Below are 13716 nucleotides of genomic sequence, written 5' to 3' on the forward strand. Positions count from 1 at the left end.
GAACAGGATCGCGGCCGCGGCGAGGAGGCCGATCAGCTCGCTCGCGCCGCCGTCCGGGTCGGAGAAGACGTAGAAGAGGTTCCCGCCCATCTCGATGCGCAGGGGCAGCTCGGCGCGCAGCCGGTCGCCGAGATCGACGAGGGCGTCGAGGTCTTCGGCCGACAGCCGGCTCTGGTCGGGATACTGCACCCGGACGACCGCGATCCGCCCGTCGACCAGAGCAAGCCGCGCCGGCCGGACCGTGGGAAGTCTCGGGCCCGACCTGACAACTTGTTGCCGGGATTCAGCAGCCTCGGCTTGTCAGACCGCAGCTCAGGGATGCTGCGCGGTAGACATGTGTGGTGAGCGAGACCGAGGACCAGGGCGAGGGAATGCCGGAGCTGTGCGAACGGGGAGGCCTTGCATGACGTCTGGGTCCAACCCGGGTGCGGAATCCGGGGAAGCATCGGTGGTCCTCGCCCGCTTCGACAGCTACCGTCACGCCGAGCACATGCTGGCGTCGCTCGGGCGGGGGTTCCGCACGGAGGCCCGCAAGGGTGGCACGACTGCTGTCGTGGTCAGAAGCAACCCCGATGGGTCGCTGAGGGTAACCGTGTCTCGGGTGCTGTCGGCCGGTGATTTCATGTACACGCTGATCCGTGTCTCGCTGTCGTGGGTGGTCGGGTTCATCGGCCTGTTCTCCATGCTGAGAGGCGCAAAGAGTGGGGTCCACGCCGCTCGCGTGCGGAAAGGGCACACCGGATCGGATGAGCACCGGGCCCACGAACTCCTCGCCGAAGTCGGCCCGCATGGAGCCCTGGTGCTGGTTCGGTGCAAGGACCACCGGACGCGGCAGATGGTTGCCGCGGCAGCGGCCGACAGTGCGGAAGGCAGCTGGGATGGCTCGCTGGCAGAGTTTCTCGCCGCTCTTGACCCCAGCAGCGCCGACGATTGGGTGCGCGCCGCCGTCGGCGAGCCCCCCAGCACGAACCGCTAGGCGGATCGCAGCGTGCGGCAAGAGCGAAACCCGTCGTTCCGCCCCGCCGTCAGCAGATTGCGGTGGGGGCGTTGACTGACAGCGCGGGCCTGGGGCCGGCTGCCCGACGTGAGACCAGACCCTCACGCCGCATGATCGCGTGGGCCGTGCTGCGGATCGTGGGATCGGCCACCGCGCTGGTCGCCGTCTACTATGCGCTGCCCCTGAACCGCTCCTCGGCCTGGGGCGCCGTCACGATGCTGCTGATCGGGCTTGTGGTGTTCGTCGGACTGGTCGCGTTCCAGGTTCGCGCGATCCTCCGGTCGCCGTTCCCGGGCCTGCGGGCCGTCGAAGCCCTGACCACCAGCGTTCCGCTGTTCCTGCTGTTGTTCGCCAGCACGTATGTCGTCATGTCCACGATGTCGGCCGGCAACTTCGGCGGGCGGCTGACGCACACCGACGGGCTGTACTTCGCCGTCACCGTGTTCTCGACGGTCGGGTTCGGCGACATCACGGCCAAGGCCGAGCCGGCACGGCTCGTGGTCACCGGGCAGATCGTTGCTGATCTCGTCATCCTCGGGCTCGCCATCAAGGTCATCCTGGGTGCGGTCAGCCGTCGTCGGCAGCCGGGAGACGCCGACGGCGCATAGCCCGTCCAGCGGATCCACCGCTGACCGCCGCGTGTGATGCCACAGGCGCCAGCGACCTGCGTAGACGCTGGATTGAGGGGGAGTGGTCGGACTCTGGCCTGTGTGCGGTCCGGATGTTGGTCGAAGAGCCGGCCGTGGCCAGGGTGGGGCTAGGGGGCGTTGCGAGTTGAGTCGCGGTCTGTATCTCCGTCTGTCCGGGCGCGGCGATGCGATCGGCGCTGCCCAGATACCACGGCACGATGTTCCAGTGCAGGGACTCCCGGTACGGCAGACCGGCTTCGGAGCGGAGCGTCCAGCAGTTCTGTGCCGTCTGGTCGTCGTTGTCGACGCAGATGATGCCGGTGCCGGTCCGGCGCAGTCCGGCTTCCGCACCCACTGACTTCTGGCCCGGTGCCTCCAGGAGGAACAGGCCGCGGGCCTCTACGCCACCGGAGGCAGGGTCGAACCACGGCACGGACTCTCCGTCGCCGAGTCTGTCGCGCAGCCTCTCCACCCACTCGCGGGCGAAGTGGATGTCGGAGTGACAGATGCCGCAGTAGGCGATCTCGATGAGCACGTCGTGCGGGCCGACGTCCCGGCGCTCGACGGTCACTTCCCCGCGCGAGCGGGGGTGAGACGATGGGCACCGGTACCAACTCCCAGGACAGGGCGAGTTCCCTGCACGACAGGCTGGGGATGTGATGTCCTGCTACTGACCTGCGGCTTCGATACCTGATGCGGTGGCCGGCAACTCGACCGCACGCCACTGCTGTTGACCGTGGCTGACCCCTGCATCTGGCACGGTAGTGGCACGAACCGCAGCCGACGGCAGTCGGCCACGATGGCGGGTGCGCCGACCGACCACGCATGCGTGTGCCTTGCTGCACCCCGCCAGCCTCAGCCATGCTGCCATGCCGTCGACCGGAGCAAGCCGCGCCGGCGGGAGCGGGGCGGTGAGACCGTGGGTGATGACCCTTTGCGTCCCGAAGCAACTTGGGTGAGTGTTCAGCCTTGGACTGGTGCGCCGCTTACCTGTGCTGACGGTCCACCGGCGTTCGCGTCCGTCCGTCGTTGTCCGCTGGCGTTGTCACGCAGTTGGACACTCACCTGTGGCCGGCGCGGGCTCTCGCAGAGCCTGATGAGTGCCACGCCAAAGCTCAGGGTGAGCAGGCTCGTCTGGAGCTGGTAGGCCGGGTCATGCCCGTCCGAGACAGCTCGGGTGACCTCGGGGGCCTCGGACGGCCCAGGGACGGCCCAGGCCTGATCATGACGGACCGGCTGATGCGGACACTCCAGGCCGAATCTAGACTGGCAAAGGCATGGAAAGTCACGAATTAGGGAGATGTGCACCATGGCCAAGCGAGGGAACAAGCGACGTGCCCGTAAGAAGAAGAAGGCCAATCACGGCAAGCGCCCCAACGCCTGAGCCAACTTGAGCAGACGCCGAGGGGGCCCGGTCTTCGTCGCCCGGATTGGGGTCAAGGACTGGGAACCCGCAGTGGTGCGGGAACACGGCAAAGAGCCGGACCCGAGCTGACCGGGGCCGGCTCTCGGGGTTGGCCGCCTTTCCACAGGGGCAGGGAACGTTCGAACCTGCGCGCACGGCTCCGGAGGCCCGTTGGGTTCTGGGTAACGCGGCAGGTAGAGACCTTGTGCCGTTGCTTTCATGGGTGCCTCCCCGCCCTTGCCGCGGGCCTGGTGCTGGGGTCTGTCACGGGCGACTGCCCGGTGAGGACACGCCCCATTGGGCGATCGATGGCACGCCTGTCCGGTGAACGCGGGCAGCCATTCGGCTCGCTAGTTCGAGTCGAATCCCTCGGGCGGCAAGCAGTCCGGCGGACGCTGGTGGTCGTACTGCGACGCCAAGTGGATCACCTCCGCCTCCGGCCTGGACGTCGGCCACATGGTCCCGCTGGCCGAGGCCTGGGACTCCGGGGCATCGCAGTGGACCGCGACCCGGCGCGAGGCCTACGCCAATGACCTCGACGTGGCGACCTCCATCAATCGGATAATTCGACGCTCGACCGGCACATCCGATGGCCAGAAGAGAGCGAGCGGCCCGTGGCGAGCGAGAGCGGACGAGCGGCACGGCCCGTTGGCAGGGGTAAGGCCATGAGGTGGCTGCCGAAGGTGTTCGAGTTCAATCCCGCAGGGCTGAACTGGCCGCGAGCGGTGGCGTTCCTGGATGCCGGGCTGGTGCCGCTGTTCGTCTTCTGGGCGATTGGGCATGAGGTGTACCTGCTCAGCGCGTTGTTCGGTCTGCTGTTCGCGGCACTGAGTGATCCGGGAGGCGGCTACCGGCACCGAGCGGTGTCCGTAGCAGTCTTTGCGCTGGTCGGTGCCGGGGTGACCGCGCTGGCGTTCGAGATCGGGGCAGATGCCTGGGGCTGGATGGTGCTCGCGGCTTTCGCGGTCACACTGGCCGCCGGGCTGGCCGCCGCCTTGGGGGTCCGCAGACTCATCGACGCCGTGCTGCTCAACGTCTGGTTCGTCGTCGCCATCGGATACGAGTTCGGCCTCCACGAAGCGGTCCACGTCACCAGCTACATCTGGGCTCAGGTGCTCGCCTGGAGCGGAGGGGCGGCACTGTGGATCGTGGTGACGTTCCTCTGGTGGCTGATCCGGGGACGTACGGATCAGAACCAGCCCTTCGCGGAGCTCCCGGGCGACACCTCGCGGAGGAAGCTGACCCGGCCGCTGATCCTGTTCGCGGTGATCCGCGCCGTGGTCATCGCGGGCACCGTGGCGCTGGCGTTCGGACTGGATCTGTCGCACGGCTCCTGGATCCCGATCGCGGCCATGGTCGCGATGAAGCCGAGCCTGGAACAGGCCGCGCTCGTCAGCGCGCAACGCCTTGTCGGAACATTGATCGGTGCGGTCGTGGCCGCGTCGTTGCTGCTGGTGCCCACGAACGAAGACGGAATCAGGCTGTTTGCGGTCCAGCACGGCCTCGAAGTGGTGGCGCTCGTCCTGCTGATGCACGGGGCGGGGATCCGCTTCTGGAACTACAGCCTCTACAGTGCGGCCATCGCCGCAGGCGCGCTCATTCTGGTGGACCTTCCGCAGCCCTCCGACTATGCCGCCGAGGGCTACCGGTTGCTGTGGACGTTGTGCGGCGTGGGAAGCAGCCTGATCGTCCTGCTGCTGGCAAGTCTGCTAGCCAAACGCACTGCCAAAGCGCGACCACGACCAACCTGACGGCCGGACGGCTGTTCGACGTGCGCGCGGCACGGGCGCCGGCCGGGTCGGCGAGGGGCGGACGGCTGCGGACGCCGGGCCAGGTACTGCTCTGGCTCGCCCTCGCCGCCTGGGTGATCACGCTGGTCGGCCCGCGGCCGGCGAGCGTCGTCGATCGCCGGGGAAGGTACGCCGTTCGCGTGCATCCCGAGCCCATCCGCAGGTCCTGAGCATGGCTCCCTCTCCGACCGTGCTTGAGTCGCCGGTATGACCAAGAGTGATGCTGTGGCTCTGTTCGGCAACCGCTTCCTGACCGTGCCCGCTCCTTCGGAGACCTTTCCCGAAGAAGGCATGACTGCGACGGACGCCATGCGGCTGGTGGATGTGGATCTCGCCATGGAGGGTGACCCGCAGCGTAACCTCGCTACTTTTGTCACCACTTGGATGGAGCCGGAGGCGCAACGGCTGATCGCCGAGAATCTCCACCGCAATTTCATCGACCATGCGGAGTACCCGATTTCCGCCGAGATCGAGCAGCGTTGCGTGCGCATGCTCGCCGACCTCTTCCACGCGCCGGGCAAGACGGCCGGCTGCCGGACCCAGGGCTCGTCCGAGGCGATCATGCTCGGCGCGCTGTCGCTGAAGTGGAAGTGGCGCGAGCGCCGCCAGGCGGCCGGCCTGTCCACCGACCGGCCCAACCTGATCTTCGGGGGAGACGTCCACGTCGTGTGGGAGAAGTTCTGCCGCTACTTCGACGTCGAGCCGCGGATCGTACCCCTCGCCGAGGGCAAGTACACGATCGGCCCGGAGGACGTGGAGCCTCACCTCGACGAGAACACGATCGGCGTCGTCGCCGTCCTCGGCACCACGTTCACCGGCCACAAGGACGATGTCGTCGGGATCGACAAACTCCTGCGGGACGTCCGCAAGGAGCGGGACCTCGACATCCCGATCCACGTCGACGGAGCCAGCGGCGCATTCGTGTGGCCCTTCCTCTACCCGGACTCGAAATGGGACTTCCGGCTCGAACAGGTCCGTTCCATCAACGTCTCGGGACACAAGTACGGCTTGGTCTACCCCGGCATCGGATGGCTGGTCTTCCGTGAGGAGTCCGACCTGGCCAAGGACCTCGTGTTCTACGAGAACTACTTGGGCAAGACCGACGCGACGTTCACGCTGAACTTCTCCACCGGCGCGTCGATGGTGCTTGCGCAGTACTACAACTTCGTGCGGCTCGGCCGTCAGGGCTATACCTACGTCATGAAGATGATGCAGGAGAACGCCCGTGCACTGGCGGACAACCTGCGCGACAGCGGCCGCTTCGAAGTGATCGGGAGCGACCTCGAGCAGCTGCCGCTGGTCGCCTTCCGTCTGGCTGGCAAGCACGCCTACGACGAGTCCGACGTGGCCTGGCAGCTCTCGGCCGAGCGCGGCTGGATGGTGCCGGCGTACACGCTCCCGCCCAACGCGGAGCGGGTGAAGATCATGCGCGCCCTGGTCAAGGAGACCCTGAGCCGCGAGCAGATCGAGCGTCTGAGCCAGGACATTGACGACGCGTGTCGCACTTTGGACGACAAGGGTGCGACCCATGGAACCGAGCGGGCCCAGGTCAAGCGCGGCACCGGCTACTGACGCCCGCAACCGGCCCCCCCGGGGACGGGCTGGCGGTGTTGTCCGCAGGCCTGCGCCGCGACTGCTCGGCTCTGCCTGGGTCGAAGGCCGACGGGGTGGGAGCCCACGACACTCGCCACGAATCCGCCGGCACTCGCGAACGGCGCCCCATCCGTCCCGGAGTCTGAGGGCCCCCGCCGGAGGCGCCTCCTTGGCCCGCGGAAGACTTCCGGGCTTCGCCCGCCTGCCCGCGCTCGCGCAGGCACTTGGACCAGCAGAGAATCGTTGAATCATGGTCCGGCTGTTGGCGCTTCCATGGGCGATCGAGACGAGGATCGTTGCAGCGCGGCCGTGGGCGGAAGATGGTCGCGTGCTTCCTTTACGACTGCTGTGGTGTGATCCCGGCCCATGCCCAAGTTCAACCGGCATGATCCGAGCCGGGTCGGCGGAAGCATGGGCGGTGAGACCTTGGATGATGACCCCTTCGTCGCGAAGCAACGCGGGTGGGGGCGCTGCCTTCGTCTGGTGTGGCTCTAATCTGCGCTGATGGTCCGCTGACGTTCGGGGTCGTCCGCCGGTGTTCGTCGGCGTTGTCACGCAGTTAGACGCTCACCCACTGCCGCTGCCGCTGCTCGTGCTCGGGGCGGCAGGCCGGGGGAGGCGCTGAGCCCAGGTGCCTGTCTCGACTGCGGCGATGTTCTCCACACGTACGGCAAGAAATCCTGGGGCCGGCGGCCTCGTCGCTGTACTCATCCAAGGCTTGCTTGTAGCGAACCACCTCGGTTTCGATAAGGGAGCCTAGAAGCGCAACAACCCAGTTGCCGGCCTTGATCGCGACGGCGAAGGGCACCCCTGCAGCTAGAACCAGGATCGTCAGATCCAGCAACCTGGCCCTCCAGCGGGCGCTGTGCATGCTCTGCTGGTACCACGTTCCGCGCGCGATGACGCTTGGCGGAACATCGGGCCACTTAACCTTGGCCAGGCCCTCCCACCAGGCTTGTGATCCCAACGCGTGCTACCTCTCGAACGCCACGATGGTGCCGACGCACTCAGCCTGCGGCTTATCGTGAGATCACATCAGAGCGAAGGCCGCGTGTCTCCGCAATACGCGGTCGTGTTCACCCTCGTGATGTAACCGTCATCGCTCGATGCGGTCAACGTGCGTCGGCTCCACCTCGTGCCGATTGAACCTGTCACTTGACCGGCTTGCTTCTTCTTGCCCTGGGTCTTGCCGGGGATCTTGGGGACCTGCTGCTTCCCAGCTCAGGGGCGGTGGGCTCGTGCGCCTGGTCGTCGTCATTGGTTGTCATTGGCCGCTGTTGAGCAACCTCGCACGGCCCAGGGACGTCCCAGCTCTGCCGCACTCGACTGACGGCCGGCACCTCGCTGCGCCCCGCCTGAACCTCAGCCGACGACAGTCAGCGCGATGGCGGGTGGGCTGACCGACCACGCACGCGTGTGCCTCGCTCCGCCCCCACGAGCCTCAGCCACGTTGTCGGTGCCGTCGGCCAGAGCAAGCCGTGACGGCCAGCCCGTGACGACAACGCCTGAGTCATCGGCTTGGGAAGCTGCGTTCATTTGGGGCCGGATCGGGCGCTGACCTGGGCGAACAGCGGAGGCGGGGTTCTGCTGGGCTCTGTTGCTTCTACCGTGGTTCCCCGGTGTTCCCCGCTCTATCTGGTGCGCTTGTGGTGCGGGTGCTGAGGATCGAACTGGTGCCGGGTGGGGCGTGGCTGCTTACTCGTAGACGACCGCGGCACTCAGCGCACGAGCAAAGAGAGTCCAGTCGCCGTTGGCCGGCATTTCCTGGTCGAAGTTCCGGTACCAGCTGGGGGAAGAATCGATCCAGGCGGTCAGCGCATCCAAGAAGCGGTCCAGGGTGGCGTTCTCCCACTGCTCGCCCCGCTCCACGAAGTCGTCCCGGAGCTGGGCGATGAAGGCCACCAGCTCTTCCCTGCTCGTGACTTCGTCCTCGGGGCGGCCAGGCGGTAGCTGCAGCATGGCGACACCCTAGTCATCACGCGGGGATCTCCGTCGATGGTGCTGCTGACCCATGTCGGTGTGGCAGGGATCTGAACCCACGACCTCTTCGTCCCCAAGCAACTGCGGCGAGTGCCTGACCTCCAGCCGATGTACCTCTCACCTGCCGCGATGGTCCGCAGACGTCCGTGGTTGTCCGCCGCTGTTCGTCGGCGTCGTCACGCAGTCAGACACTCACCGCTGATGTTTCCTGGGGGCGCTGGCGGAGGAGCAGCATCTGATCGGTAGCTCTATATGGATCGGTCGGTAGCGGTCATACCTGTCGCCTCATGACCCTACGAGGAGGCTACCGGGCAGAATCGGTAGCTGTGGTTGCTGTACTTCGCTGCTGTACCGCAACAGCCAGACCAGGGCGACGAGGGCCGTCAGCCGGGACCGTCAGGAGATGTGGCTCACTATATAGGCGGTGCCCACACTTTCTTCCTCGGGTGAGTCCGCCTGGATCGCGAGACCCGGCCCGGCCGTGGTGAAGTCGAACCCGTCCGTCGTCGGCTGCGTGCAGTCGACGCGCTTGGCTGTCTTGGCAGTGCCTGAGGCGACTGTGAAAGTGACCGTGCCCTCCCCTGCGCATGCCACCTCCACCCGCAGGGCGGTGCCGGACTTGATGGTCTTGTCCAAGTTCTCCCCGGGCACCGCGAGGGAGCCGGACGAGACCAAGCCCTCGTCCGACTCCAAGCGATCTGTCATGTTGAGCAAGTCGCGGGCTTCCTTGTTCAGCTGCTCCCGGCCGGACTGAGAGGGTGACTGCGCTGTGGGAGCCGCGGTGGAGCTCGCCGTCTTCTGGGACTGCGGAGCCTTGGACGTCGCAGGCGAGTCAGAACAGGCAGTTGCCATGCCGGTAATCAGCGCGACGGCAGTCAGAGCACTGCCAGTGTGGCGGGTGAAGCGGTACATGAATTCCCCCGAAGTGCACTCAGAAGCCAAGCAGGTGTACAGAACCATGTGATCATCCCGTGTGAACACCCGCGCCACGCATGCAATTTGGGCACCGGTACCAGATTGGTGCACAGGTTCGACATACTTCCCGCGCAAGGGACTACCCCCACGGTGGCCGCAGGCCGTGATCCGTAAGTGACTTCATACAAGGGCAGTCGGCCCACGAAGGTCGGCGGAGCGACTTTGGCCGGGAGCAGGACCGATACGACCTGATCAAGGCCCGGCAGGGCATCGCGCCCGGCACCCTGGAGGAGGAGATCACCTCAGACATCTGGGGGCTGCCCGAAGCGAACGCCCGGCTCCCATCGTGCTGTTCGTCGACGAGGTGGCCGAACTCTTCCTCGTCTCCACCCGCAAGGACGAGGAACGTCGGGATGAGATGGTCACTCCCCTCATCCGGCTCGCCCAACTCGGCCGCGCGGTCGTCATCTACCTCGAAGTGTGCGGGCAGCGATTCGGCGCCGAACTCGGCAAGGGCGCGGCCATGCTCCGGGGCCAGCTCACCGGCCGCGTCTGCCACCGCGTCAATGACGAAGTCTCCGCCAAGAGCGCCCCCGAACTGCCCGGCCTGGCCGTCGTCGGCGACACCTCCGGCGGCTGGTCCCGCATCCGAACCCCCTACCTGTCCCTCGCCGCCGCTGCGGCCGTCTGCCGTGAGGCGGCGCACCTGGCCCGGACGTACCGGAGCTCTCGCCCTTCCGGCCGTACGTCCCGCCCGCGCCCGTAGCGGCCCCCGGCACGGCGACCGTTTCCCGCCCGGTCACCGAGTAACCCCCACCCCGAACCACCGGCCGGCGCGGCCGTCCCGAGCCAGGTCCCTACCCCGCCATGCCCGAATCGGAGAGGAACGCTCATGACCGCCTCCATGGCCTTCTACGCGGACGGCAACACGATCATCCGCCTCGCCCGGTACGGCACGACCCGTACGCCGATCCTCACCCTCGACGGGGAGGGCCACTCCCTGACCGTGTCGGCCTTCGACCGCACGTCCCTCCCCGGCGCAACTGGGGAGGGACGTGTGCGCTTCGCGCCCCTGCCCCGCCGCGTCTCCGCACCCGCCGGGGTCCAGAAGCCCACCTAGTCCCTCGGCGTCACCTGGCTTTCCCAGCTCCCGGGTATGCGCGAGAAGACCGACCGAGATTTTTGTTAACCCCTGTAATCGTTGGTTCCGGATTGAGGGAAGGGTCACGGGAACGTTGTCTGACCCGCTTTCACATGCTCTTTTCGTCTCGTCCGTGGCCGTTGTGGTGCAGACTGCCCACCGCTCCGCCCAGGTGGACTCATTGAGCACGGTGAATGCGCGGTTGGATCGTACGCCCCAGCCCTCCTAGGGTCCTCACATCGAAGCCTCGGTCAGCCCAACAACCAGGAGTCAACGTGCAGTTGGCACGCAATGAACAAACCGGCCTTGTCACCCGAAACCAGATAGCAGAGCGTGCAGGCGTGAAGCGTCCGGCCGTGTCGAACTGGGCCCGGCGGTACAAGGACTTCCCCACCCCCGTGCGCTCCGGCGATACGGAACTCTTCCACGAGGCCGAGATCATGCGATGGCTGAAGGACCGCACCATTCCTCAGTCGCAGTTGCTCGAGGGGGAACAGGCGGGAACCACCTTCGCCGACCGATTCCGCCGGGCCGGAGGCGACCGGCCGTCCGCGGTGCCGAGAGCCGTAGGGAGCAGCACTCAACGCATCGGGACCGAGGACAAGAAGGCAGTCGACCAGCTGATGGGCCCGCTCGCGGACCGGGTCCGAGGTCCGGCGACGATGGCGGACTTCGTGCATCTCTGTCTGATCGTGATGTACGCACGACATGCGGAACCGGAGCGGTGGCGCCGGGTCGAGGACGTCATGTCGTCAGGCCAAGGGGCCCGAGACGTGCAGTCGCTGCTCCGTTGCCTCGGCGACATGGCGCAGGACACGCTGCGCCGGAACGGCGACCGCACCGACATGCGCGGCAGCCTGCTGCAACTGGAACCGCGGAGCTGGGACGACCTCACCACGGCAGTACGGACGGCGGCGGGCACGGGCGTCGGCGCGTTCCAGCTCGTCTGGGAGTCCTTCAGCGCCAGGGAAGGGCTACAGAGCTCGGAGTTCTGCAGCCCGGTGGGTTTGGCCTCGTTGTCCGCGGCACTCGTACTGACCCCGGGACAGAAGACCACGGTGCTCGACCCCTACACGAGAGGGGGAGAGATGCTGGCGGCTGCGCACCACCACATCGGAGGCGCGCGTGAGACCTTGTACGGCGAGACCCTCGACGGCCGGCTGCAAGCCGTCGCGAGTCTGTACCTTCTCCACCTCGGCGTACGGCCCAAGCTGACCAGCACCCGGTCCGACCGATGGCCACCGAACCGTGAACACGGTGTCGACGTGGTGCTGACGAACCCTCCGTTCAACATGAGCGACGCACCCGGCCCCGGGCGCCGGACGGGAAACTGGCCGTACGGATCACCGCCACGGGGCAATGACAATTTCGCCTGGGTGCAGTACGTCCTCGGCGCGCTGGTACCCGATGGGCGGGCAGTGGTGGTCATGCCGGTCAAGGCGGGCAACTCGGTGAACGCCGCCGAGCGCGAGATCCGCCGCGCCCTTGTCCGCAGGTGTGCCGTGGAGTGCGTCATCACGGTGCCATCCCATCTGTTCTCCGCGACGCCTGTGCCGGTGTCCCTGTGGGTTCTGCGGCGAGCGGAGCATCCGTCGAGGGAAGGCATCCTGTTCGTCGACGCCCAGGAGTTGGGAACGAAGGTCAGACGCCGGCGCGTCCTGCGAGACAAGGATCGCGACGCGATCACGGCAGTGGTCCGCCCCTGGCTGGACGGGGAACAGTGCCCGGACAGCGAGTACGCGGTACGTGCTGCCGAGCGAGGCTTCTCCGCTGTCGTCGTGGCCCGTGAGGTCGTCGCCGACGAAGGATGTTCACTCCGCCCTGCCGACTATCTGGGGAGCGGGACCTACGGCGCTGCTCCCGCCACAGCCGCATTGCTCGAAGCCGGCGACGCGGTGGCGGAGCAGACGGACAGGCTATGTGCGCTGGAGCGGCGGGCGAGGGAAACGGGGAACGGCTACCGCACGGGTTCGGGACCCGGCGGCTGGAACGAGGCACTGCTCAAGGACCTGTGCGACATTCAACCCGGGCCGTCGTACACCCGCCTACCAGCGGCGGCACGCACGGCGGATGCCGGTGTTCCACTCGTCTTCCCGCAGGATCTCGTTGACGGGAGGATCGCGGACGAAACCCGGGACCGCGTGCCGTGGCAGACGGCCGAGCGCTTCAAGAAGTTCGAACTGCTCCCGGACGACATCGTCTGCGTACGCACAGGCGCGCAGCAACAACCCGCGCTGGTCTCCGGCACGCAGGCCGGATGGCTGCTCAGCTCGAACGTGACGCGTCTGCGCGTACTCCGGGACGCCGATATCGACCCCCTGTACCTCCACGCCTACCTGGGCCTCCGATACGCGCGCGAGTGGATGTCCCACCGCGCAGCGGCCACGGCAGCCCCGTCGCTGAGCTCCGCGGCTCTGGGCCACCTTCCCGTGCGCTTTCCGCCGATCGGGCAGCAGCGGCTGAGCATGGATCTTCTCGGTGAGCTCGGCCGACGCGCCAACGCGTACGCCTCGTACGTCTCGGCACTTGGCCGACTGCGGGCCGAACTCACCGAACACCTGCTGCACGGCTCGGTCGAGCACTGTGACGGCCTGCTACCGCCGATCTCCCTACGCGTCTCTTCTCCCTGTCGCCCCTGACTTTCGGAAGGACCTACGTTCATGCCCGAATCAACAGCCCGTTCCGCACGTACGTGGCAACTGTGGTTGGCTCTGTACGTTGCCTGCTCCATGGTGGTCGGCCTCTTCGTGAGTCTGTTGGTACTCCAGTCAGGTGGTGGCCCCACTGATGTCGTTCTGGCAGGTGGAGGCGGATTCGCGACCTCCTTCGCCTTGTGCCTCGCACTGCCCGCGGCGGTCCGTGAACTCAAACGACAGAGCTGACCCGCGCCGACCGCCCACGCGGCTGAGCCCGGTCGGCCGACCCCCGCAAGCCACGGATGCGGCGAACTCGGCGACGGCCTTCCGCGCCGGCTCTGCTGCCGTCCCGTCTCCGGCCAGCAAAAGGCCCAGGTCAGTGACCTGGGCCTTCTTCATGGAGCGGGTGACGAGAATCGAAGTCGCGCTCTCAGCTTGGGAAGCTGCGTTCATTTGGGGCCGGATCGGGCGCTGACCTGGGCGAAAGGGGGAGGTGGGGTTCTGCTGGGCTCACTGGGCCGCAGCCTGTAGATACGCGCACGTCTAGGCATTGGTCGACGGCGCGGGTTCCCGACTGTCGGCGACGGCTGAAAAGTGGACCAGTGGCGACGCTTGAAAGTTGACCCCCTC

General features: G+C 67.1%; 11 protein-coding genes and 2 pseudogenes. 9 read left to right on the top strand and 4 right to left on the bottom strand.

The genetic code is table 11. The annotated features are described in order from the left end of the window. Positions 1–189: hypothetical protein (locus IE275_RS45035; protein WP_229871423.1), on the bottom strand; the 189-nt coding region annotated here is incomplete at its 3' end. Between the two features lie 214 nt (positions 190–403). Here IE275_RS45035 and IE275_RS45040 point away from each other — a divergent pair. Together IE275_RS45040 and IE275_RS45045 are read left to right on the top strand one after the other, a co-directional pair. Then, positions 404–976, top strand: coding sequence for a hypothetical protein (locus IE275_RS45040; protein WP_189718507.1), 573 nt, complete (start codon positions 404–406; stop codon positions 974–976). A 131-nt stretch (positions 977–1107) separates the two neighbouring features. Continuing rightward, positions 1108–1605 (top strand): ion channel, encoded by a 498-nt coding sequence (locus IE275_RS45045; RefSeq protein ID WP_189718508.1) that lies wholly within the window; start codon positions 1108–1110, stop codon positions 1603–1605. Here IE275_RS45045 and IE275_RS47490 read toward each other — a convergent pair. Continuing rightward, complete coding sequence (locus IE275_RS47490) at positions 1565–2197, bottom strand: uracil-DNA glycosylase family protein (RefSeq protein WP_373299398.1); 633 nt, start codon at positions 2195–2197, stop codon at positions 1565–1567. The genes IE275_RS45045 and IE275_RS47490 overlap by 41 nt on opposite strands. 738 nt (positions 2198–2935) lie before the next feature. Here IE275_RS47490 and IE275_RS47495 point away from each other — a divergent pair. The 4 genes and pseudogenes from IE275_RS47495 to gad all read left to right on the top strand — a co-directional run bounded on the left by IE275_RS47495 (position 2936) and on the right by gad (position 6393). After that, entirely contained in the window at positions 2936–3010 is a 75-nt protein-coding gene (locus IE275_RS47495) for a 50S ribosomal protein bL37 (protein WP_100661309.1), read from the top strand. 405 nt (positions 3011–3415) lie between these two features. Next, positions 3416–3569: pseudogene (locus IE275_RS46675) on the top strand (HNH endonuclease); the annotation flags it as partial. Positions 3570–3714: 145 nt separating this feature from the next. After that, on the top strand, positions 3715–4782 hold the full coding sequence (locus IE275_RS45055) for an FUSC family protein (protein WP_229871426.1): 1068 nt from the start codon (positions 3715–3717) through the stop codon (positions 4780–4782). Between the two features lie 246 nt (positions 4783–5028). Further along, positions 5029–6393 (top strand): glutamate decarboxylase, encoded by a 1365-nt coding sequence (gene gad, locus IE275_RS45060; RefSeq protein ID WP_189718510.1) that lies wholly within the window; start codon positions 5029–5031, stop codon positions 6391–6393. Positions 6394–8109: 1716 nt separating this feature from the next. Here the strand turns inward: gad and IE275_RS45065 are convergent. Together IE275_RS45065 and IE275_RS45070 are read right to left on the bottom strand one after the other, a co-directional pair. Further along, positions 8110–8373 (bottom strand): DUF7660 family protein, encoded by a 264-nt coding sequence (locus IE275_RS45065; RefSeq protein WP_189718511.1) that lies wholly within the window; start codon positions 8371–8373, stop codon positions 8110–8112. 417 nt (positions 8374–8790) lie between these two features. Further along, on the bottom strand, positions 8791–9306 hold the full coding sequence (locus IE275_RS45070) for a DUF6023 family protein (RefSeq protein ID WP_229871429.1): 516 nt from the start codon (positions 9304–9306) through the stop codon (positions 8791–8793). 236 nt (positions 9307–9542) lie between these two features. Between IE275_RS45070 and IE275_RS45075 the strand changes: the two are divergent. The 3 genes and pseudogenes from IE275_RS45075 to IE275_RS45085 all read left to right on the top strand — a co-directional run. Then, positions 9543–10119: pseudogene (locus IE275_RS45075) on the top strand (FtsK/SpoIIIE domain-containing protein); the annotation flags it as partial. A gap of 82 nt (positions 10120–10201) precedes the next feature. Next, positions 10202–10429 (top strand): hypothetical protein, encoded by a 228-nt coding sequence (locus IE275_RS45080; protein ID WP_189718512.1) that lies wholly within the window; start codon positions 10202–10204, stop codon positions 10427–10429. 296 nt (positions 10430–10725) lie between these two features. Then, positions 10726–13089, top strand: a complete 2364-nt coding sequence (locus tag IE275_RS45085) for a type I restriction-modification system subunit M/S (RefSeq protein ID WP_189718513.1) — start codon at positions 10726–10728, stop codon at positions 13087–13089. Positions 13090–13716 lie beyond the last annotated feature (627 nt).

The sequence above is a fragment of the Streptomyces phaeofaciens genome (assembly GCF_014648915.1).
Lineage (GTDB): Bacteria > Actinomycetota > Actinomycetes > Streptomycetales > Streptomycetaceae > Streptomyces > Streptomyces phaeofaciens.

Excerpts from the sequence above, each read along its gene's own strand:
- IE275_RS45040 (WP_189718507.1), top strand. The coding sequence starts at position 404 with ATGACGTCTGGGTCCAACCCGGGTGCGGAATCCGGGGAAGCATCGGTG.
- IE275_RS45045 (WP_189718508.1), top strand. The coding sequence starts at position 1,108 with ATGATCGCGTGGGCCGTGCTGCGGATCGTGGGATCGGCCACCGCGCTG.
- gad (WP_189718510.1), top strand. The coding sequence starts at position 5,029 with ATGACCAAGAGTGATGCTGTGGCTCTGTTCGGCAACCGCTTCCTGACC.
- IE275_RS45065 (WP_189718511.1), bottom strand. The coding sequence starts at position 8,373 with ATGCTGCAGCTACCGCCTGGCCGCCCCGAGGACGAAGTCACGAGCAGG.
- IE275_RS45070 (WP_229871429.1), bottom strand. The coding sequence starts at position 9,306 with ATGTACCGCTTCACCCGCCACACTGGCAGTGCTCTGACTGCCGTCGCG.
- IE275_RS45080 (WP_189718512.1), top strand. The coding sequence starts at position 10,202 with ATGACCGCCTCCATGGCCTTCTACGCGGACGGCAACACGATCATCCGC.